The 22,573-nt window shown below is 44.3% G+C and carries 18 protein-coding genes and 2 pseudogenes; 3 read left to right on the top strand and 17 right to left on the bottom strand.

Going from position 1 to position 22,573, the window contains the following annotated elements; translation table 11 throughout:
- A partial coding sequence (locus ACHA99_RS21055; RefSeq protein WP_393944785.1) for an IS256-like element ISSba12 family transposase occupies positions 1-883 on the top strand: 883 nt, incomplete at its 5' end.
- A gap of 95 nt (positions 884-978) precedes the next feature.
- Positions 979-1,332 (top strand): annotated as a pseudogene (locus ACHA99_RS21050) (DUF998 domain-containing protein); the annotation flags it as partial.
- Positions 1,333-1,976: 644 nt separating this feature from the next.
- On the opposite strand, the gene cas6f reads toward ACHA99_RS21050, so the two are convergent.
- The 13 genes and pseudogenes from cas6f to ACHA99_RS20985 all read right to left on the bottom strand — a co-directional run bounded on the left by cas6f (position 1,977) and on the right by ACHA99_RS20985 (position 17,171).
- The gene (gene cas6f / locus ACHA99_RS21045) at positions 1,977-2,588 is read right to left on the bottom strand and encodes a type I-F CRISPR-associated endoribonuclease Cas6/Csy4 (protein ID WP_393944783.1); all 612 of its coding nucleotides are present in this window, start codon (positions 2,586-2,588) and stop codon (positions 1,977-1,979) included.
- 1 nt (position 2,589) lies between these two features.
- Positions 2,590-3,639: a type I-F CRISPR-associated protein Csy3 gene (gene csy3 / locus ACHA99_RS21040; RefSeq protein WP_393944781.1), complete on the bottom strand. Its 1,050-nt coding sequence runs from the start codon at positions 3,637-3,639 to the stop codon at positions 2,590-2,592.
- 9 nt (positions 3,640-3,648) lie between these two features.
- On the bottom strand, positions 3,649-5,754 hold the full coding sequence (locus ACHA99_RS21035; protein ID WP_393944779.1) for a type I-F CRISPR-associated protein Csy2: 2,106 nt from the start codon (positions 5,752-5,754) through the stop codon (positions 3,649-3,651).
- Positions 5,748-6,980, bottom strand: coding sequence for a TniQ family protein (locus ACHA99_RS21030; RefSeq protein ID WP_393944777.1), 1,233 nt, complete (start codon positions 6,978-6,980; stop codon positions 5,748-5,750). The genes ACHA99_RS21035 and ACHA99_RS21030 overlap by 7 nt, the downstream gene beginning before the upstream one ends.
- Positions 6,981-7,223: 243 nt before the next feature.
- A complete protein-coding gene (locus ACHA99_RS21025; RefSeq protein WP_393944775.1) occupies positions 7,224-9,170 on the bottom strand; it encodes a DUF3732 domain-containing protein in 1,947 nt (648 codons plus the stop codon).
- The gene (locus ACHA99_RS21020; RefSeq protein WP_374914016.1) at positions 9,167-9,655 is read right to left on the bottom strand and encodes a three component ABC system middle component; all 489 of its coding nucleotides are present in this window, start codon (positions 9,653-9,655) and stop codon (positions 9,167-9,169) included. Before ACHA99_RS21020 ends, ACHA99_RS21025 begins: the two co-directional genes overlap by 4 nt.
- Positions 9,652-10,875 carry an ABC-three component system protein gene (locus ACHA99_RS21015; protein WP_393944772.1) on the bottom strand — a complete coding sequence of 408 codons (1,224 nt, stop codon included), beginning with the start codon at positions 10,873-10,875 and terminating at the stop codon, positions 9,652-9,654. The genes ACHA99_RS21020 and ACHA99_RS21015 overlap by 4 nt, the downstream gene beginning before the upstream one ends.
- A gap of 479 nt (positions 10,876-11,354) precedes the next feature.
- A pseudogene (locus ACHA99_RS21010) lies at positions 11,355-11,629 on the bottom strand (DUF4113 domain-containing protein); the annotation flags it as partial.
- 86 nt (positions 11,630-11,715) lie between these two features.
- The gene (locus ACHA99_RS21005; RefSeq protein ID WP_393944770.1) at positions 11,716-14,685 is read right to left on the bottom strand and encodes a DEAD/DEAH box helicase; all 2,970 of its coding nucleotides are present in this window, start codon (positions 14,683-14,685) and stop codon (positions 11,716-11,718) included.
- Between the two features lie 162 nt (positions 14,686-14,847).
- Positions 14,848-15,216: a hypothetical protein gene (locus ACHA99_RS21000; protein WP_393944768.1), complete on the bottom strand. Its 369-nt coding sequence runs from the start codon at positions 15,214-15,216 to the stop codon at positions 14,848-14,850.
- Positions 15,217-15,287: 71 nt separating this feature from the next.
- Positions 15,288-15,965, bottom strand: coding sequence for a hypothetical protein (locus ACHA99_RS20995; RefSeq protein WP_393944766.1), 678 nt, complete (start codon positions 15,963-15,965; stop codon positions 15,288-15,290).
- A gap of 344 nt (positions 15,966-16,309) precedes the next feature.
- Complete coding sequence (locus ACHA99_RS20990) at positions 16,310-16,612, bottom strand: hypothetical protein (RefSeq protein WP_393944764.1); 303 nt, start codon at positions 16,610-16,612, stop codon at positions 16,310-16,312.
- A gap of 247 nt (positions 16,613-16,859) precedes the next feature.
- A complete protein-coding gene (locus tag ACHA99_RS20985; RefSeq protein WP_287242894.1) occupies positions 16,860-17,171 on the bottom strand; it encodes a helix-turn-helix domain-containing protein in 312 nt (103 codons plus the stop codon).
- 219 nt (positions 17,172-17,390) lie between these two features.
- Between ACHA99_RS20985 and ACHA99_RS20980 the strand changes: the two genes are divergently transcribed.
- Positions 17,391-17,912 (top strand): hypothetical protein, encoded by a 522-nt coding sequence (locus ACHA99_RS20980; RefSeq protein WP_393944762.1) that lies wholly within the window; start codon positions 17,391-17,393, stop codon positions 17,910-17,912.
- Between the two features lie 113 nt (positions 17,913-18,025).
- Here ACHA99_RS20980 and ACHA99_RS20975 read toward each other — a convergent pair whose 3' ends face one another.
- The 4 genes from ACHA99_RS20975 to ACHA99_RS20960 form a co-directional block, all read right to left on the bottom strand.
- Positions 18,026-19,039, bottom strand: a complete 1,014-nt coding sequence (locus ACHA99_RS20975; RefSeq protein ID WP_393944787.1) for a TniB family NTP-binding protein — start codon at positions 19,037-19,039, stop codon at positions 18,026-18,028.
- A gap of 2 nt (positions 19,040-19,041) precedes the next feature.
- Positions 19,042-20,895, bottom strand: coding sequence for a Mu transposase C-terminal domain-containing protein (locus ACHA99_RS20970; protein WP_393944760.1), 1,854 nt, complete (start codon positions 20,893-20,895; stop codon positions 19,042-19,044).
- Positions 20,892-21,425: a TnsA endonuclease N-terminal domain-containing protein gene (locus ACHA99_RS20965; protein ID WP_393944758.1), complete on the bottom strand. Its 534-nt coding sequence runs from the start codon at positions 21,423-21,425 to the stop codon at positions 20,892-20,894. The genes ACHA99_RS20970 and ACHA99_RS20965 overlap by 4 nt, the downstream gene beginning before the upstream one ends.
- Before the next feature lie 334 nt (positions 21,426-21,759).
- Positions 21,760-22,506: a class I SAM-dependent methyltransferase gene (locus tag ACHA99_RS20960; RefSeq protein ID WP_063882138.1), complete on the bottom strand. Its 747-nt coding sequence runs from the start codon at positions 22,504-22,506 to the stop codon at positions 21,760-21,762.
- Positions 22,507-22,573 lie beyond the last annotated feature (67 nt).

Below are 22,573 nucleotides of genomic sequence, written 5' to 3'. Positions count from 1 at the left end.
TTCATTAGGCTCCAGCTATCAAGATATTCGCGCGCATATCGAAGACATGTACGGCATGTCGGTGTCCAACGGCACGGTGAACGCCATTACTGACAAGTTACTACCTGAGCTTCAAGCATGGCGCGAACGCGAGCTAGAGCCGCTTTACCCCGTCATATGGCTCGATGCAATTCATTATAAAATCAAAGAGAACGGTCGCTTTATTAGCAAGGCGGTTTACACCATTTTGGCCCTTAACGTCGAAGGTAAAAAAGAGCTATTAGGCTTATATCTGTCTGATAATGAAGGCGCTCACCATTGGTTAAGCGTGCTAACTGACCTGTATAATCGCGGCGTTAAAGACATTCTCATCGCCTGCGTTGATGGCCTTAAAGGCTTTCCTGAAGCGATTGAAACCATTTACCCGCAGACGGAAGTGCAACTGTGTGTCATCCACCAAATTCGTAACTCGATGAAGTATGTTGCTTCTAAGCATCAAAAGGCCTTTATGGCCGATTTAAAGTGCGTTTATAAGGCTGCCACCTTGAATGCGGCCGAGATGGCACTGGATGAGCTAGAGACAAAATGGGGCGATAAATACCCCGTGGTGATTAAATCATGGCGCAACAAGTGGGCGCTGTTATCGGTGTATTTCAAATACCCAGATTATGTCCGCACTGCCATCTACACCACTAATGCGGTTGAAGCGGTACATAGGCAATTCAGGAAGTTAACCAAAACGAAGGGCGGTTTTGCTAACGAGAACAGTTTACTCAAGCTGCTTTACGCGGGTATATTGAAGGCCTCTGAGCGCTGGACGCATCCCATCCAAAACTGGAATTTGACGCTATCACAGCTCTCAATCCATTTTGAGGGGCGCTTAGAAAACCATATCGATCTGTGAAATTAACCTGACACAGAATTATGAACAGCCTCTTGCTGCCATATTAGATTTCTTTACTTTATTGAGTTGATACATCATCTAGATGTAGCTCTAGAGGCTGGCTAGTCATAGTGCATGGTATCGGTACATGGGTAGCTGGTTATTTTCCCATGGATGCGGATCCATTTACAAAAAATCCAACATTCAACTGTAAAGTGCATTCTTGGGCAGGTTTTATAATGCTGCTTTCATTACTTGTAGCACCAATATTAATCGCAATCAGCCCAACGACAACAGTAATACCCGCATATTTTCGCGTGTTTTCCATTATTACTGTTATTGCGAGCGTTTATTATTTATTTGCTATGACTAGAGCATTTAAACAACAGAGTAATCCAGGCACTCATCAACGCATATCATATGGCTGTCAATTGGCCTGGTTGAGTGTTTTTTCAATTGTTTTGTCTTAATTGTAAACTAACAAAACAAGGCTGCGGGACAATAAAAAGCAGGCTATCGTCGCTTCGCTCTAATTATTGCCAGCTTTTTATTGCCCCTGTTTGGGGTGTTTAACTTAGCCATACAAATATTAATCTTAAACTCACTTTGTAGAGTTAAAATCCTAACTCGCTTTTGTCCAAAAGCTTACTAGTGATTGATCAATATTGATTGTCACGTCACCGTCTTGTTGGTAGTGATTTTCCTCAAAATTGATCAAACTTTAGCTTTATAATGGCTATGAATCGCTTAAAAAAGCACATTTCAACTCAAACTATTATCCACCGACAATTGGGGCATTACCAATAAAAAGCCTCCTCCTACATAGAGTAAGAAGAGGCTTTTACTGCCTATCCGGCAGTTTACTGTATTAACATAAACGTCGAAACGATTGTTTTTATTTTCAGCTGCCTATTCGGCAGGTCACATTCAGAACGATGCCACGCTTCAAGTACGACAATTTTCAGCTGCCTATTCGGCAGGTCACTATACACTTATAAAATAAACCTAAATAAAATCAATTACAAGATTCAAAATTAAGCAAATAACCATATAATTCCTCACATAAAAATTATGTTTGTAATTAAAATGTTACAGATGCCACCAAATCTAAAGGTCAAATCTTATCTACAAGACGAGATAGCTCCGGTACTGTTCCATTTAGTTGTAAATTGCTAGCAAACCCATAGCTACTAAATAATGATTCAGTTTGCTCCTTTGCTACCATTTTCTGTATATGAAGAAGGTAATCTTGCTTATTACTACCGCTGCTGATTGCTATACGATGAAAAGTGTAAAACTCTCTTGGCTGGATATTTTTTATAGGATTAAACGTCTCACCTCGAGCTAACGCTCGTTTTTCCAAACGTTTTAAGCGTCTGCGGGCCTCACCAACAAACATCTTTGCAATTTCCTGATTACGTTTGAACATCACTTCAGCACAATCATCAGGTACAACGTCAACGTTACCAAGACTAAAAAAGCCACATTCTTTCATATATTGAAAATAGGATTGTTGCTTCAGCTCACTCAATACAATTTCATCAGAATGAACAAAAGCAATGACATTCCCGATAGAAGCGTCTGACCAAGCAGGAAACGTCACCCCAAGACCTTTAATTTCATGTTTGCAGATATACCCATGCATAACTGAGATACAACGCCCCATTAGCAGAGCCAAGTTTGCTTCTCGTGGTAAGAAACGCACCATAAAATAGTAGCGCTGCATATTATGCCTTCTTCGTTTCGGCTTTCTTCTGGAACATGCCACCCTTTATCAGGACAGCAAAAAGATAGTAAATATTAGGATGAATTGAATGCCCTGACTCTGCGGCCTGTTGTTTGAGTTCAGCTAAATACAGCTCTGTATTTACAAATAAGGTATAAAAACTCAGTGCAGATTCAGGTGAACGCCGTGCAATACCCAGCTCTTTGTCTGCACCGTACTCATGTACTCGTAATCGTTTAACATCGTCCTGATCCCACCAATTATCAATTGATTGAATAGCTGCACCTATCTTGACCGAATTAAAACTCACCGCATAACGACCATCAGTACATTTAACTTTAGTAAACCGTTTTGAAGTTTCACCTTCTGCGGACTTTTCACCAAAGGTTTGGCTTGGGTAGATCTCTTGGCAAAAGACAGTCTCAATTTTTGCTGTAATATCGGCGTTCCAAAATACATTCGGATCAGTCAAAGCTAAGTTTATCTCTTTACTTAATTCATCAAGAACGGTTTGGGCTTCATCAGACCAAATATTCCAAGCTAACTGCCTCGTATTACTGATTTGATAACACTTTCCCGTACTGGTTTTAACATCTATTTGAGTGTTACCAGAGTTTTGATTACGCCAGAGCCAAGTTCCTAACAGCAGATTTTTACAAAAACGGGTCGCCAGCTCTTGGTAACCGTCACACTTCTTAAATGCTGCGGACAATTTTTCAAGCAAAGTAGAAACTTCAGGATCGCTGCAGCCAGAGGGTTTGAGCGAGTTAGCTTGTACTCTTAGTGAGAAGCGGCAATAGATGTGATCTACATTTGGCGGAACATAACACTCTTCAATCGTTAGAGGATTACAGTGTGTAAGGTCCTGGGGCGCTAAGTTTTTCGATTTAAATTGAGGAGTAAATGCTTCAGTGAATCCAGCTTTTTGACCACGTATACGAGTGATTTCAGCTTCAAGAGGAACAAAATCAGAATCGGCCGTTTTATAGAAAAATACCGCCTTACTTGGGTAGAGGGATCGGTCATACTTTAAAACATTGCATAGCTCCATAAACCTTCCTTAAATCCGTTTCATCAGCATTGAATGCTCTTTTACCTCTAACATCCAAAACGCTCTCTTAAAATAGTTTATTTGCCCCTGTAACCTTATCTCAATTGCCGATGCACACTCAACTACGCCAAGCGCTGGTTCAGCATAGCAATGCAAAGGCTCTAGGCTACCTACTCGGCTAACGGGTTCAGTCAATGGTAAATAGCCAACCATAGTGGGGCACAGCGATGAATTTTTATCCAACAAAAACAGAAGATCACTAATATTACCCATTGAATATCTAGTCGGCATAATCCATTTTCCTGACATAGGCAGTCTTTTCAATGTTGAGAAAAGTTCAGCTTCGGATTGATAAAGCTGGCACCACGCACCAACAGCATCTAACTCGGGAGGATGCATTACTCCACCGGCAAAGTTCGCCGGAAAACTTGCTTTCAACATTTCAGTTTGATTATCTAAGATAGCTAAATCGTCTTCATAACCATCAATGTGAATGACAAGATCAAACACTAAATCACAATGTCGATTATCAATTTTTCCAGCTCGTCTAAATTGATTCTCTTTCGCTCCTTGCATGCCGTACTCAGACAGTTTTTTGCCCGAGACAGAAGAGTACTGACGAATAAACCACGAAAATGAGGTTAATCTTAGCTGAGTACCCAAGCCTTCATTTAATCGCCGCTGGTAGTTATGCATCGTTCCCCAAACAGCTGTGAGAGAAGGAATGCCAACACAATACAGATTAGATAAAGCTTGGGCATCAAACACTCGAATACCTTTCAAATGTAAATATCGCTGAAAATGCTCATCTTCAGCATCTTTTTGTAGCAAAGGTTCTTTATAAGCCAAATGAGTTAACAACCATTTCAAGCTATTTCGAAGCAGGGGCATCAGTCTCTGATGAAAGGCATACTGACTTATCATTGCTGAATGCGACATCACCGAATTTAATCTGCCGAACAGAGGCAGCAGCAATTCAGGTAATAGCTCATTCTCAAAGGTTAAAAACTGATACTCTAATGAGCCACTAATAGGCTCAAGCTCGCCAAGAAGAATCGGCACCTCTTTAACCTCTAATCGCCATTCCAACATTGGCGCAAGCCACTCAGATAACATCGTTCTTATCTGTCTAAGATTGGCGACTTTTTGTTGCCTGCGTTGCTTTAACGCCAATGCTGATTCACTCGATAACAGATCATCCAATACCCTCACAAATCGAGGCTGTGACAATACATTTTGATTCAATACATCCTGACCAGATAAGACCCTAGCCAGTAAATTGTTGCCTAATCCGTGAGTTTTTTTATTAATACGAGGCGGATAATTCAGGGCTTTAGCATTACCGCCAAGAGATGCGACTAGCTCACTGACTGCCGCAGGACGAATAAACTCAAGACTGGTATATCGGCCCTGTTTTTTGATTGCTGCTTGCTGGAGTTCAGACTGAAGTGCATGGCTTACAACGGGGGTAACCGCTATATATCCATCACGGAATGGCATTCGAACCTGTACGGAGTATTTATCGACTTTATCTGGGCTTAACTGCGCGGGTAAAAAATGCTTCACCCTGCCGCAAATATTCATAAACTGTTTAACAGGCATGTCAAGTTCTTGAAGAGCCTCTTTCCAGTATTTAGGTGCTTCACACATTAACGTTGCAAGGCAAGTTACTTTACCTTGCCAAATAAAATGGCAAACAAACAGCTTGGCGAAATTGACTTTAGCACTGTCATGAGACCACCCTAAAGTACGCTGGCAATTAGCGCTACTCAACATATTGGGATGTACTTGAGGACTGGGGGCAACGAGCCTTTGTTTACTGACCCGAATATCTGGGTACTTGAGATTATGGGTATGCAGCCATTGTACTTCGTCAATGCAAACATCAATATGGGTTTGGTTATTAACAGTTATTCTGGCTAACTTTTTATCTAATAAGTCATCCACTAACTTTTTCGGATAGGTAAGATTAAGCAAAATAATTAGGGCAGCACTTTCCTCGCCAGTTACATCTAACGGTTCTGTATAAGCAGCAAATGCACGCCTCAACGCTGCCGAGCGTGCTTGAACATCTTCAATATCTAGCAGTTCTCGCAAATGTAAATTCTTTACCATGCCGATAAGTACATCCCCTGTCTATCACTGCCGAAGCTGTTTTTATACTCGATCACTTGCCTTAAATAAAAAACACCAATATGTGGGTCAATCCTCTGCTTCATTTTTTGCCTAAACGACGACGTTAATATCCCATCTTGATGAAGCCGATAAACTTGTTCTTGGGTTGTTGACAGTAAAACAGCTGTTTCTGCGACGCTGACTAGCATATCAGCCACATTAGGCTTTTTCGATTTTGGATGTAGCTCAACCAATCTTTGCAAATAACGCATTAAAGCAACATAGATAAAATGTGGATCTTTATCCTCTGGATACAAACAGCGGGAATGCAGAATTAACTCACCAAAAATAAACCGAAAAGCAGTACGATTAAATAGCTCTATCAGCCTTAATTCAGCGCCTTGCGTCAGTTTATCCAGTTCTTGATAAAGGATTTCAGGCCAGTAATCAAAATACTCCACCGCATCGCTAAAAGAAGCTTCTTTACTTTTGCAATAGCGCTTTTGATACCAAAGTAGAGCCGCAAGCCGATGAGTCGCAGATACTTCATGAAGAAGCGGATTTGTAGAGGTAACATCACCACCAATAAGACTCCTCGCTAACATGAGATCTGGCTGTTTAGCGCGAACAATTTCTGCTTTTGAAAGCTCAAATCCACAGGAACAATAGCCAATTGATTCATTCTCAATATAGTTGAGCGGTGCTTTGCATTCGGGGCAATGATGGAGCAACGCACACTCATGCTTGGTACAGGCAGTGTATGGCTTTAAATGCCAAACTTGCCGAATATAAGGCTCATCCTTTAAGCATTGAGGGCAAACGGGCACACTCTCAACATCATCCTCATTTGCATAACGGATAAAACTTAAAGGAATATCGATACCATTACGATGCACTGCAACGCTAGACCCAATAAAGACTCTGTTCGATCTAAATAGGGCTATTTTCTCGAGTTCATGGGGAGGTAAACCAAGAAGGGATTCAAGTAAGCCCAACGCCCTCATCCTAAAATGGCTATTGTGCTTAGCATGATAAATATTGAGGCGTTTTAGCTCGATAGGGAAAGCCCCATGTGCTTCAAAGTCGAGCTCATGTAGCTCTTCTCTGATCGCCAAGCTGAGCTGCTGGTAAGAATCAAAAAAGTTCTCTGAAACGATTCGAAGCAAATAACTTTCAAGTGATTCATCAATGAATGATCTTGCCCTAGGGGAAAATAAAAATGCCATCACCCACCAAAAACTAAGAAATCCTTAGCAATATAAATAAAACAGTTACATAAAAATAGCAAATGGTGAGTAATGATTCTTTATTGTTACCATGGCGCCGGCAGCAATACTCTAAGCTCACTTTGGGGCGAATCCGAGCTAGCCTAGTTCGTTCGATTTTGGACAAAAATGAGTTAGTTTTTTACTCGAATCTAGCAAATCGTGTTGATGCATTTGTTATACCGTCGCCCGCGAAAAATGTGCTCACTTGTCTGGCCAATCCTCGGGAACAAGTGCGGGCGGTTTAGTCCACGGTTTCTCGACCAGCGCCTCTTGGAACCACTGATCGCGAAGGTTCGCATGTTCAGTAACGATCAGTTGGAAGCCAGGAACATCGTCTTGGGTAAATTTTAGCAACAACTCGAACAACCTGCGCACAGCATTAAGGTCGGCATCGGCTTCTGTCTTCTGCACCGAACCATCAGCATCCCTGTAGACCTGTTCAGAAGGGAAATAGACCTGAGTTGGTTGATCGATCAACAGAAAGCGCGGAATCGGACGGTTGTTCTGCGCCGCGAATAGATGCAGGGCGAGCAGTGCTGACAGGTGGTAGGCCAGATGGTTCTCGCCGCCACCAGTCCTGCCCATAGGCACAGGACGTTCGGGTCGATCAAAGATTATTGTCAATTGCGGCAGGTTGAGTCGCGCAGGGTAAGGACCGAATTCGGCGTTGAACTTCTGGATGTATCGCGACACCTGTGCGGAGATGTTGTTGAGGATCGAGGTCAGGCGTTCGCTACTGTCGTCTGCACCGATCAGCTCCCCAAGCTGCTTAACTTTGTTGCTGAAACGGCGATTCTCAGCTTCCAGTTTGGCAAGATCCTCATTCGGGAGAAGCGTTTCTAGGAACAGGCTGATACGGCCGACTACTCGTGCAGCCGCGTTGTTGCGAGTGCCCATTTGGGCGATAACTTCGTTGGCCGAGATTGCCGCGGATAGCTCCGCTTCCTTCTGCTTGATATCACCTGCGATCCCATCTGCTTTGCCGGTCAGTTCGGCAAGGTAGGCTTCGAGCTTGGGGCGCTGACCGGTGGCAATGCGCAGCTCTTTGTCGAGTGATTCCAATTCAGTGAGCAAGACGACGGCTACTGGGGATTCCAGCGCCAAATTCTGCTCGCAGAACGGCCATTGCCATTCGCCGCTGTCTGGATTCTTCGGCAGTGCCTTGATTGAGGCCAACCGGTCTATCTGTTCGGCGGCCTCGTTTTCGTAGCCGCCCGCCCGTTTTGCGAACTGTCGTGCTGCGTCCATCCGGGCCTGTGTATCTCGGCGATCCTGACGCAGTTGGGCCAGCTCATCTTCCAGAAACGAAACCCGGCTGCCGTCGTCGTCTGGCACAGTTTCGGGCTTCCACGAAAGCGCCAACCTCAATGCATCAATGATCCCGTCGGCATTCGGGTTCTCGTCGGTGTTGCCGATGACCCCGACCGTCTTGGCTTCCGAGTAGAGGCGGATAGCCTGTTCATGCGACGTGTCGACGGCGTCGAGCGCCTGCTCCAGCTTCTTGTTGCTAATCCTCAGATCGCGCTGCGCTAAGCGCAGCTTGGATTCCAACTCGTAACGATCGAGGGAGGAGACGCCAAGCAAGATTGGCAACGTATCGCGGATCGCCTGCGGTTGAAACTGCTCGTTCTGGCGATAGAAAAGTTGATCCTTGTTGGCGACCAGTCCCTGCTTCTGGAACAGGTAGTAGAACGTGTGCTTGACGTTCGCGTCGTAGCTATTTCGGCTGTGCTCAAGCGCTACTTCGGTACGGTTCTCGGGAATTCCAAGCAAGCGGGACAGTAGTTCGACAATGCTGTCATCGTCAGTGTTGACCGCCAGGTCCTTGAACGCGGGCACCTGCAATTGGGCCCCCCTTCGCAACATTGCCGTGCTGCAGCTGGCTCCACCGCTGGTAGGGGTCGGCTTAGCAATCAGCACCTGTTCTTTCTCGAACTGGTAGATCACGGCGAACCAAGAGACTTTGTCACGGATGATGCCTTCCGGGACGTTGAACGACGAGCGTCCCATACAGTACTCGATGATCTCGGAGAGCGCAGATTTGCCGGTAGAGGAGCGGCCGGTGATGACGTTGAGTCCGTCTACCTTGAACAGGAGGTCACGACGCTGGCCGTCGTGGCTGTAGATGTGGATGGATCTGATCTTCATGGACGAATTCCAAAAGTTGTATAAACGGTCGCTCGGTCGGCGATGCGTGCAAATTCCTTTCCGATGATCCGCGCCACTTTCTGGCAGGCGACGGTTTCGGCGGTTCCATCGACGCTCTTGCGGACCTTCTTGGGTACTGTTTGGATGCGACCGTCGTCCGCGACGGTGATGCAGCCTCTTTCCATTAGCAAGCCGAGTCCCTCGAAGGCATACGGCAGCATCTGCGTAACCCGGTCGGCGAAACCCACCATGATTTGCTGGTTCTTCTCTGCGATCTTGAGCAGGTAGCTGCGAGAGCTGCCGGCGAACACCTCACGCGAATCCTTATGCAAGCACAGGGGCAGTACAAGCAGCGATAGCGAGAATGGCATACCGCGAGCGTCTTCTTCTTCGTAGCCTTGCAGCGCGCGGAACAAGACTAAGCCGCAGAATGCAGGGTTGAACAAGTTCCGAATTTCAAACGGTCGCTGATCCCATCGCTTCACAAGACCACCCCCAGAGCCTTGCTAAGGCGGTCGAGGAATCTAGGATGCCAGTAGACCTTGGGTTCGGGGGTGGAATCCGCCAGGATATGGAAGCTGCCACGAAGGACATATGACTCTGTCACCCGTGCACGAATACGTAGAGATTCGATCTTCCCAGTCTCAAATTCTGCCCAGTTATAGAGGGTTGCGCCGGCTTCGCGCAGCGCTTCTTCCGCGCTATCATCCCTAAGCTTTTCGAAAGCGACATCCTTGTAGCGGCTCCACTCATCGGTGAGACGATCTTCGTACGCCTCGACCTCTCCCAACACAAGCAAGTTCTCGCGCGCCCACGCTGAACGTTGTTCGAACGCTCTGTAATAATCCAGAATCGCACTCCTGATCCGATTGGAGGAAATACCGATCTCGCGCAGTTGTGTCACAAAAAGGCGCGGATCTGTATCAGTGTCAATCTCATCCGCGGGCAGTTTTCCGCGGAAGGTGATCGGCAAGTTGTCCACCTTGTATTCCTCGGCGAAGTTTGAGAGCTTGTCCGACACTTCGTAGCCGAAGATCCCTTCCGGACTAGCGCCGGTCAAATGGTTGATCACTGCATCGGTCCACCACCCCTCCAACCGCTCGAAGACAAACTCTCGGTGCTCGCGCCGGATGGACCGCATGTGTTTGTCTCTGATGAGCGCAGGAATGTCGCCTATGCGTGGGCTGCCATCGAGGATCAAGATGCGTTCGAGAAAATCCTGCTTCTCGGAGCCATTTAGTTCGTTGAACGCTGTGGCTATCGGCGCGATGAGTTTCGATCTCGATTCAGCAAGCGCCGCCTCAGCCAGTTCGGTGAGCGTTGTCGCATCATTAGAGGCGACAGACTGAGCGGGAAGAAGACGGGCAAGGAACGAGCCAGTGGACACCGTACCAGTGGTGAACAGGAAAAAACGCAGGTTCGATGCAATGCGGCCATCAGCCTTGTACCGCACTAGCCAGATGTTGACGGACTTCCAGAAATCGGTTGACAGGTCGGTCAACTTATCGCCAATCGCCTTGTGTTTGAGTGAGGCCAGGGACTTGCCTCCGTTGCCTTGGATAAAGTCGAGGTCGTCGTCCTTCTCCAGGAAGATGGCAGTACCTTCCGGCAATTGAAGCAGTTGTAATAGAGCAAGACGTGCTTGATAGATGTATCCTAGACCTTGCTCGCCTGCAGAATATTGGTCCGTGGTTTTCCCTGTCATCGGTTCAAACTCTCCTTAGCATCGATACGTCATCGATGACGCTCCTTTCTCGCCGGCATTTGATTAATGCACATGCACGTTTATCACATTAAAACAGTGAAAATGTATATTGTTAACTACCTGTATAAAAAGAACTTATCAGTTTTTTATTAAATACACCACCTGTAAAAACGCGCATGTTTGTTTTCCAAATCTACCAACTAACCTATAGGAGATTATTTGATTGATTTTTATCATAATTAAATCCAGGTTGAAAAAAACGCAAGAAGGTGAGTTCGAAAAACACTCAAAAAACATTCATTTTTAATACGACTGTATACCAATCCAGTTTCAAACAATCCCATATAATGCTAAATATTTGGCTAATAGATGAGAATTTGTAGGGCAACTCGTGCTGAAATTGTCTATTAAGCAAACGAGACTAAACACGAAATGGTGCATAACCTCATTAGCACCTTTATGCACTGCACACTTCGCCACTAAGTCGTATATTGAGGCGTCAACAAATCTCTCCACATTTGCTCTATGCCTTGAGCCACGATAAACAAGGGATCACTACCATAGCGTCAGTTAATGTGATCGAGTGTAAGCATTAACGCTGGCTTTACAGTTGGTGGATTGAATAAGTCTAAATGGCGATGTTTCTTGCTCGCTACACCAATCAAATCTACGCCTATCTTGTAATAGCGTACACCTTCACGAAATAGTATGGTGCGGCCTCACTGATAACTTTGGTCAGATCTATCGTACAATTGAGCAGACGTATATTGCTTGAAATCAGCCTGTCGCCATACATCTATTACAGTAGGATTGCGTCGTAATTCGCACCAGCCCTAGCGACTACTCACTGACGAGCCAGTAGGCTTTAGCTGTACCTCCCCCCCTTGCATAACCAATACAAAACGCCATGAGATCACTCAGGCGCTCATTCACCATAGTCCGACGAATACCAGGCTGAACCCCAATAACACAAAAGCTCAGCTTCGTCGGCAAGGTAGCGGTAAGAAGCGCCTCAACCTCCGCTAGCGTCCCGGTGACAAAATACGAAGGCGAGGCGTGCCTCACGGGATTCATCCGGGCCCTCATGTGGCCAATCAATGTAGAGACCTCGCAGTAGTAAGCGCACTTGACCAGTTGGCCAGCGACTTCGTACACATCTCCTACCCGGCCTTCATTAGCTGCCCCCCCCGCCCCCTTGCAATGATAGAAGTCGACGCTGACTTCATCACGGTCGTTACGGGTGATACAGATGTAATCAGCTGCCTCGCCAGTCCTGTGGTCGTAAAAAATGGCTTTAACATCAGGCAATGTCAGGAGGTGCTGCTCTAAGTGCTCCTGAACAGTAGCTAAACCGTTGAGTGCGGCGCGCCGCTCTCGGGTTCGCAGGCTGTTATCGTTAGGCAGAAACTCGAGTTCAATTTCACACCCTGTCCAATCGATCGAGCGCGTATCACCTGGAGCCAGCGATAGCGCCTGAACTAATGGCGGTGCCATTTTATTCACGCCTTCAAACGAGGATTTGTCCGCAGCGTAAAACGTTGGACTGTACTCTGAAAGCCAGTCAGCGAGGGGCATCCACTGATCATGTGCTGACTCAACGTCCAGCATGACCAAGGGAAGCTCGACAGTGATCATCCGCCTAGCTCCAAGGCGAAAGCACATATCAACAATACCATCGAGATGCGCTACCGAAAATGTCATACACCCAGCATCAGGGTCAGTATGGAATCCCTGCAGTTCCCACTCTACCAGCCGTGAAAAGCACTGCTGGCATTGAGGCCCACCCCGATAACGCAGCCGGGGGTTTGTTTTAAATCCTTCCTGCGGCCAGTTAGCGGCGATGACTTGATCCGGCAAGCGTTCGAGCCGAGTCGCGACCCTGAGAATGTCTAGGTTGGTCTGAGTGATAGCCGCATTGCCGGATATACGGCCGTTTAGCGTTTCAACCCATTCGACGAAGTCCGGAATGGACAGCGTCTGGTTACTCCAAATACGTGAGCTGCTGCTAGCGCCTATGGTTTCCCTGTTGTTGCCGCTCATGCCGCTGCCAAAGAAGTGTCCTTGGGAGTATGCCCTGCTGTCACCGACATCAACCACTCGTTCAGCTTGAGGACCTGTCAGCGTGCGATAAGTCTCACCACGGGAGTTGAGGGCATAACTTTTTAGGCCTAAGTTGTAGAACCGAACATCATCGAGCCCCGCCCTCGCCCGACTTGTCTCCTCGTAGCTCAGTGGCCGAGTGTCACCAGTGCAAACCTTATCCATAATGGAGAGATAAAGCTTCTCTGTCCTCCGCGTTGATCCGATGAAGCACATCCGAGAGTCTGGAAAATACATCAACAGAAACGCGTCATGTCGTATGTCCATCAGCGCGTCCGAGTCCATCCACTTCGGTGGAGTTTCGTCAGCAGTAAGCACCAAAGAAATATCACCAGCTTCCGTTGCCCATCTCTTCACGATTCGGAGATTACGGCCTATGTTAGAGTCAAGTCGCAAGAACTCTGGGGCCTCGTCACAATGAAACCCTCGAACGTGGGCATAAAGTTTGAGCGACAAAGGCGTCACCGCATCATAGTCTGACTCAGCCTGCTGGCGAACAGGTAGCCTGTCCATGAAGGCCTGATCGTCGAGATTGGCTTGGATCTGAGCATGTGCTACGTCATCAATCATCTGGCCAAGATTCACCCCTTCTCTAAGCAAGGACGAGGTGGCCTCCTCAATCCTAGAGAGCGGCGCGATGAGGGTGGGGCGTCCTGTCGTCTCATCTATGCGCGCGAAGCGACCGATGAACTGGATGGTAGGTACTAAAGACTTATGAGGGGCGTGAAGGGCCGCGATCTTGAGCTTCGGAAAATCGTATCCTTCGCCGAACATGTCAACGCAAATGATTCCTTCCAGCTCGCCCGACCTGAGCTTAGCCTCGATCTGATCCTGTCGTCTTTTCGTAAGCCGGCTGTTGATCGCCTCTACGGCTAGGCCCAGTTCTTGGTACAGCGGCACAAGACTTTTAGCCGCAAGGATGCTGGAAGCCCTAACAAATAACCGATGGTCGAACCCGTTTGCTTTGTCCTCATTGAACTGTTCAACAGCGACTCGTGCGATCGCACGATCGATCTCTTCCTCGTTCAGCTCGTCTCCAACTGGCGCCACTCGAAAAATCACTGGATCGAACGCTCCCTCATCAATTGCCCTCGTAACCGGGTAGCGATAGACAATCTTGCCAGGGATAATCAAGTTATCGCGTCTAAAAGGCGTTGCGGTTAAGAATACGAACTTGGCTGCCGTTAGATGTTGGAGGTACCCGCTCCATGAGTGAGCAGGCGCATGGTGCGCTTCATCGAAGATCACAAGGTCGAACATATCTGCAGGAAAAGCGGGATCGAGAGTGGGAGATGAGCTTGCTGGCGTCGAGACGATGACATCATAGCATTCCAACAACCGCCATTCATCAACTGAGCCTATTCGACCAACATGCAAGCAAACAGTCGGCAAGGGGCAGTCAGCAGGAAGTGCGCCGATACGCCGAAGCGTCGACATTTCAGAAAGGTGTGAGAATACTTGCTTCCTCAGCGCATCGGAAGGCTCAACGATTAGGACACGGTCTGCCTGTAGCAAGTAAGGCAACGCCATCATCAATGACGTCTTACCATATCCCGTGGGCAGGCAGATCAACGCCGGATCGTCCTGCACGGAAAAATGCGCCAAGACGGCATGCAGAGCACCTAACTGGCCTGATCTGAAACCCGCGTTGGGCTCTTGCCGCTGCTGAACGAGGCTCAACAGACTTGCGTTGTCACGAAAATACGGCACGGTATCCTCTCCCTAGATTGAATTCTTTTGCTTCAGTCCTAATCGTGAAGGTAAAGGGCCGCCATAGATTTTCACCGAAACTGATGCACGAACAAGTGTTTTAAATCTTTCTTCATCCTTAACTCGCTATAACACCGAAGAATTACGAATAGTTGCGCTTTATTAAGCTTTATACTTGACAGAACCACTGACTTTAAAAGCATGCATACACCGTCTTCCTGATGTTTCAGCACCATGACAGGTTATATTTTTCTCTATTTTTTCTTTCTTACCGCTTATCGCTTCACGTAAAATATTACCTATTGAAAAACCGCCACCTTCACATGATGGATTGGTGCAATCAATGTATTCACCGCCGGGGCGCTCTAGTGTGAGATGATGTGTCACCTGTTCCTTCATCCAGATTAGGCTCTCTAACTCTGTAACATGAATAGACATCTCCTGAATTTCAGGAAATGCGTCCTTGAAATCACTTTTTGAGCCGAAAACGAAGTTTGTTTCGTTAAAAATATCAGAAGGCTTCTTCGACATACGCATTCTCCTATATGGCTTAACATTTAATACGCATTATTTAGCTCATGAGGCGATTAAAACGCGCACCATTAATTCTCTTTTTGCATCGCCTGTATTGCGGGGTTATACATTAGGGCACGCTCAACACTATCATGCCGAATAACCAAGGTCTCATTACCAAGCCAAAAGGCACAATGAGTTGGACTACAGATGATCTGCTTCACACGTATGGGGGTTGGAAGCAACTTTGAATGAAGCATTGCATACGCCCCAAGCTTATCGTTGAACACTCCTATTTCTTTAACTGCCTGTTCTTTTCCAATTTTTCCAGATAAAACAGTAGCTAATACAAGAGAAAGCACCAATAAAAAGATACCAACACTGTATCCATAAATGATTGTGCTCTTATCTACGAGATTGTGCATAGCTTCTGAAGGACGATTTTTTAGTTTTAACGAAGCTAATCGGGCAAGAGCAATAGATTGCCAATGTTTAACCTTTGGATAAGAAGAGAGTATTGCTGTAACAATCACCGTAAAAACCAATGTGCAAACAGCTATTATCGCGTACAGCATTGGCTTGAAACTAAATATCATCAAAGCAAGGAATCCAGACACTAGAGATTTATCTGATGCGAGTGGGAACTGTGAATCATCAAGGCCAAACACCGCGAGATAACTTTGATGATACGTAATTCCCATAAAATACAACGCTGCAGAAATGACTGGCAATACGGTAAACAGCGTTTGTAGACGAGACTCATTCATAATGCGATTTCACTTGAAATTTTAGAGTTAGTTTATTGATAACACTATAAAATGTTGCAAGCAAGTGAATCTAGGCTACATTCTCTTTTGAAGATAGTAGCGCGGTAATCATTTTGTAATGCAAATTTACCAGCGGCCTCTATAAGAGGAACTTTGCATTAAGAAGAAGGAAAATAGGCGTATGCACCACATAGAATGAGTTATAACAGTAGAGTAGCGAAACGGAAATAACTAATAAAAACTCAAGAGCAATGTAAATATCCGTGTCTGAAGCACAAACTAGAAAGATCTAAACATGCAACAGTGATGAGCTAATATTGATGAGCACATATGTAGACTGAAAATTATGTCGTTCTAGTCAGTGAAAAGCCATGTCTAATCCCCTTAAGACACTCTTTTTCGGTATGTCTTTCATTACCCAATACTGAGGCCAAAACAATTCCTAGCTCATTGGCCAAATCACACACCTCAATATCCTTCTGAGGAATAGCACTTAAAACAGCCTTGAGCTTAGTCATGAACAATTCAATATCAATCCGATTTGGTTCTGAGGCTCTTTCAAGCAAGTAAGCTTCGAGAACAGCTGGGTCCTTGAATGCAGCGGCTTTAACTGCTGAAAATGGAATGCCTTTAACTTTATTTTTCACAATTAACCACCTTGGGAGTACTTACTATCTTCTATGTTGGAAAACTTAAAGCGACATCAGCTCAACTAAGAACTTTCGACTGAGATATGGTATTTTCCTTTGCCTATTTGCTACTTAACAGCATAGAAGCACGGTTAGTGCGGCAGCCCTACGCAACTTCGATAACCTCCCACGAATAACAGAAGGACGATGAGCTATCTTCAGAAACGGACCGATTCAAATCTAGCTAAAAAGCACCACAAATATTTTATGACTTTGTGATTTGTTCTATCAAATTGGACTTTTCTTCTTCTGTCATTTTTTCAAGTAAACATAGCAATTTAGCCGTGCTTTCCGACTCACAAAAAAAGTAAGCGACTGGCACATCTAATTCATCAGCGATAGCCTTTAAAGTCTGGTAGTCAGGTGTATGCTTGCCTTTTTCGTACTGATTCATACGCGCACTCGCAGTGCCCACTTCCATACCTAGCTGGATACCCAGCTGTTTTTGACTAATCCCCTTAGCAGTGCGAGCTTGTTTGAGCCTGAGAGGTAATGGATTGATAATTTTATCGGCCACAGCTTCAACATAATTTGTCCTTTGATAACTCAGATTGTCTTAGTTTTTTGACTTAAGGTATACTAAGGAATCCTTAGCTTTTTATCGTTAGTTGTCAAGCTCAACACCAATTACACAATGCGGGGATATTCGCAGAACGAAATCAAAGTGAAATATTGGAATAACGTCATGGAGTGGCACATTACATATTGAAAATAAAGACTATTGGTAAATATTCTAATGCCGAAAATAATCCGCATAAATGCAACATTACTCACCATTCTTATTGTTGATGAGAAGCAGCAACTCACTGTTACACAAATAAAAAGTCAAATGGTCAGAGTAAATCCTTCGATTTTGCCAAGAGAGTCAGAACAAATCGTACGCCGCACTCTTTCAAAGCTCTCAAACATTGGTTTTTTAGAGAAAATAATCTCTGGGAAACGGACTGTTTTTGAAAAAACCTCTTTATTTGATATAACTCGCCTAATGCCGAGCAAACCACGTCTTACGAAAATAGAAGTATCACCAACTAAACTCCCTGAAATAGAGCAACTTCAAACTACACTCAATCAATATCAAGAAGGTTTTCACAGTTGTATCGGTGAGGCAGAAGAGCTTAAACGTCTCTACGAAGCACTTCCCTCCTCTAAGATTAATCTTTTCCCTCGTTACTTAGATGCTCGAAATCGGGGCTCTACACTTGCGGGAAAAATCAAAGCCATTGAAGCCTATTTAACTGACCTTAAAGGGCTTTCATAGTGAAATCGAAAAGGGGTAATGTTGGCCGTTCACTGAGGATTAGATTTAGAAAATCTTAGAGTACATCTTCAGACTAACTGGGAACGCCAGTAGATTGTTACCGTAAAAATGGCTCATTTAGTCAATAGCTGAGCTAGTGTTTTGGGCGTCGAAAATTCACGCGCAACTAACATGTCTTCAGGACTTATAGCATTAGGATTATACCTAGAGAGCTTAACGACCTCAGAAATCAATATGTTATCTAGAGGCTGCATAAATGGGTTACTTGAGGGCCTATTTTCATTCTGAAAAATCAAATCATAGGCATCACTAACATGCTCAATATCGAGGTTTTTTGCGTCTTTCCTCAATGCTATTTTTAACGACTCTATCAGTAAATGCTTTAGCAGCCTGTTTTCACCCTTGCATGCTGCAAACAGTGGAATTGCAAAATTCTTATCTTCTAGCTTTGGCGGATAATCAAAAGGCATAAATTTGGCCAAGCTCATTAAATATTGTCGGAAAAACTTGATATCTTTTTGCAGACTAAAATACTCAAGCTTCCTTCTTCGAACTAAACGAGATGACCATTGTGGCTCATCAGCGATTTGTTCGGCCCAAGGCATTCCAACAAGTACAATAGGTATCTTAGCTTCTTCGCTGATGTACTTTAAACCATTAGCTATGTCTTGCCGTTCCGATCCTGTTTTAAACTCAATTAACTCCTGAAACTCATTGATGATTAGCAGCTCAACTTGAGCCTTAGTTAAATTTTCAACTAACTTTTTCCTTAAATCTGTCGCATAACCACGTTTCCTTCGCTGGTAGCTACCAAAATGGTCTAAATCTGCAAGCATTTGAGTTAAGGTGGCATCTAAACCCTTACCACTAGATATCCTGCTCACAAGAACAGGCATAGATTCTCGTCCGTAATTTTGGCTGGCCAGAACACTTTTTTTATAGTGGTTAACTAGATGACTTTTACCAACACCAGTATCTCCAGTCAGTAGCATGCACTGCTGATCCGATTGAAAATGCCTATTTAGTCTTAACTCATCAAAGTCATTAAAAATGTCTTTAACCAGAGGATGCATAACAAAACAATCACTGAATCTTTGTAACTGTTCAATTTGATTGGGCGATAACATTTTCACTCAAAAGCCTCTACATCATCATCCCAGTGTTCAAGAAGATTACTAATATTAGATTCTGATTTTTTAGGTATAGAAGGGAGCAATTCTTCGCTTTCGAGGCGTATCGTCCCCTGACCTGTATTACTCACATCTGCAAGTTGAGCTTGTTTTTTAACCCCTGAAATTTTCGCTTTTGTATTAGATATTTGAAACGCTTCTTGTTCTTGCTTTACTCGATCATGAATTGCCATACGAGCTTTAGCTAATCCCAAATTATCCTTTCCTTCTCGAATCATTTCACGATTTATTTGCTTAATAATTTTATGTTCATGAAGACTTAACCCATTGGTGTAATTGCTATTATCTGTACAAGGCACCTTAATGTAACCGCCTAATTCTTCGAGGTACACATGGATATTAGAGAGATCATCCGGGTCCACTTTAATCAGTTTTTTTATCGACTCTTTAGTTTGTGGATAGCGCTTACGATAATCAGCCAATGCAGTTGAGTCATACATCAACTCTTCATATTTAAATCCATTTCTGGTCAAAGTTCGCTCATCAGTAATCCCCATCAACATAGTAAATCGTTGTTCGTCCTCTGTACTCATCTTTAGTGGCGGGTAAATATCAAAGCCACGCTGCCACTGTTTTATAGGAATTCGTGTTTCACGTGAGTCTGATTCTTGATGATAAGCATCAACAATCCAGCGATAGAATTCTTCAACAAAAGTAGAAAAGCGCATAATGGCGTCTTTTTCAGGTTTATAGTCTTCTTTTGCTAGGATATTCGAGAAGGTTTTACCTGGTATTTCGGTTAAAAAGCATTCGTTAATCATCCCGAAAAAACGTTCTACAAAAGGCTTTAACCAAGGTTTACGAACTTGATTAATTTGAATGTTAATTCCTGCTTCTTTACACGCATGCTCTAAGCTCTTAGACCAAAACTCAGCTCCATTATCCACAACTAGATTTTCAAATTTACCAAAGCAAGGCCACTCATGTTGAAGTTTGATCCCAAGACCTTCAAATGATTTAGGTTTTATTGCATGTACTATTGCTTTGGCAGCTGAAACATATGAAGGTGCTCGATAACTTAAGTGAAACCCCAAAACACAACCGCTGAAAACATCAACAATCAAAGTTAAATAAGGTCTGCCAATTGGGATAGATAATTCATCGTCAATCAGGATTAGATCTAATGGGGTATGATCGATTTCTACTCGCTCTAATATTCGCGTTGGGGGAATATGGGAAGAGCAATAAGCAAACCATTGATCTGCTTTGAATTTACCATGCCGCGCCACTGCAACAGGATAAGGAGGTAATGACTTTATTCTTTGATTAAAGCTTTTATAAGAAATGATAGGAATTTGTCCATCAACAATGCTCTCATTTTCAATTGTGATGGCATCTTTATAGTACTGATATGCTGTAGATACTTTAGGCCTTTTAGCATCTAAAAAACGAGTTAGGGCTTGCTCAAAAAATGCTTCATCCCCCTTAACTCGACTCGTTCTATTACCCATTTTGTGTCGCTTAACGACTAATGATGCAAGGTCACCATCACTTTCAATGTAGCTTTTTCGCCAACGGACTAACGTTCGCCAGTTAGGCCGCTTGTCCATGGCCGTAGTAAAAAGAACATCAAGAATTGGATCTAGATTTTTTTGAGTCCATCCACCAGAAATTTTTTTGTCTATGAAGACAATGAGTTGATATTTGTTTAACGCATTGTCTCTTAAAAATTCAGGGAAGGTATCTAAGTCTCTTTTGACTAATGCTGTATCTTCTAACTTCACATATTGAATGGGGGTATCTGGTTTTTTAACTAATTCAGACTCACTAAATTCATCCTCAAAATCCATCATTCAATGCACCATACCGCTGGATTACAACCAAGATCATCCTGGCTTAAGTTCGCCTTAACCAATCCTTTATGCATAAGGGAATACAAGTGTGAACGGATTTCCCCTAATGCTAATGATTGCTTTGCAGCCACCTCGTTAACACTAATTTTCCCAGATTTTTTTATAAGATTGAGCAGTTCAACTTGAATGTCGCTCAAGCCGTAAACTCCCGAATATCGATGCAAAATTTTAAGATTATTTAGAATCGGGTTTACACGGATTTGCCGTTCAGTGACCAAGATAAGATCTGCACCTAAAGACTGAGCAACCGCTTTCTTTGCTAGAAATTTAGCCCTAAAGATTGGATCGAATGTTTTGCTATAAGGTTTATATTCATGGAACTTTACCGTCCCATCGATAAAGTGAACTATCATATCTGGTGTATAGGGCAATCTTTTGCCCTCAAAATCGTAATAAAACCCTTCAGGCTGGCTACCAAACACCTCTATACAATCATTGTATTCATGATGAAAGCACGCATCAAATTCCAATGAACTTTCACACATTATCGTTTCGCTAACTTTTGCGCTAGCGAATTTAAATACGTTTTTGTTCGGTGATGGTTTGCGTAAGCTTCTTATATACATGAGTATAATTCGAACGAATGGCGTACATTTAGTGTACTGGCATGCATTTTTTTGTCAATCTATGGGTTATTAATTGTTCAACATACTAATATTAAAGAAAATGGCTTTTGTAACATGATTACAAAAGCCATTTTTATGTCATTGAATGAGTTAAATTTGTCAGACTATGGGTACATTATGTCAGTGTATGGGTTCAGCGACAGAAAGCATACAATGTTCGCGATGAGAAAAATCTTCGCTATTTCATCGCGGCTTTTACGTAGACATCGAAACGGTTTTTCTTAGTTTCGATAACTGTATTAGGCTTAACCCCATCCAAATCTTCGGCATAGTCTGGGCGCTTAACGACGACACGTTTAGTTGCTAAGGCTAAAGCTGGGGTGAGTAAGCCATCGGCATCTAAATCGGCACCGACTAAGGATTGGAATACACGCATTTCTTTTTTAACAAGGGCCGATTTATCACGGTGGGGGTACATAGGATCGAGGTAAACCACATCCACCTCTTGTGCCAATTTCGATAGTGCTTCTAGGCTAGATCCATGAAACAGGCGCATCCGCTCACGCATCCAATCACCGATTTCAGCATCTTGATAAGCGCGGCGCAGGCCGTCTTCAAGCAATGCCGCAACCACAGGATGACGTTCAACCATAGTTACAGTGCAACCAAGGCTTGCGAGCACAAACGCATCGCGCCCTAAACCCGCAGTGCCATCAACCACACTCGGTGTTACCCCTTGCTTTAATCCCACCGCTTTAGCGATAGATTGGCCGCGACCACCACCAAACTTACGTCTATGGGCGACGGCACCAGTCACAAAGTCCACCACTATGCCATCGAGCTTAGGCTCATCGCGTTTATGCAGTGATAAAGTATCTGATTCAAAACGCAATTCGAAGGTCGCATTCGCATCGTAGACGAGTTGCCAACGTGCACAAATATCCACAAGTGTTGGGTATTGCTGATTGAAAAAAATCGGGGTCACAGGCTGTCTTCTAACCAACGAAAATGATGGCCATTATGCCTAAAAATCTTGTTTATGAATATGCTAG

Source organism: Shewanella sp. S23-S33 (assembly GCF_043359565.1).
GTDB lineage: Bacteria > Pseudomonadota > Gammaproteobacteria > Enterobacterales > Shewanellaceae > Shewanella > Shewanella oncorhynchi.
Note: the sequence above shows the minus strand (reverse complement) of the source record. Positions and strands in the feature narration are given on the sequence as shown.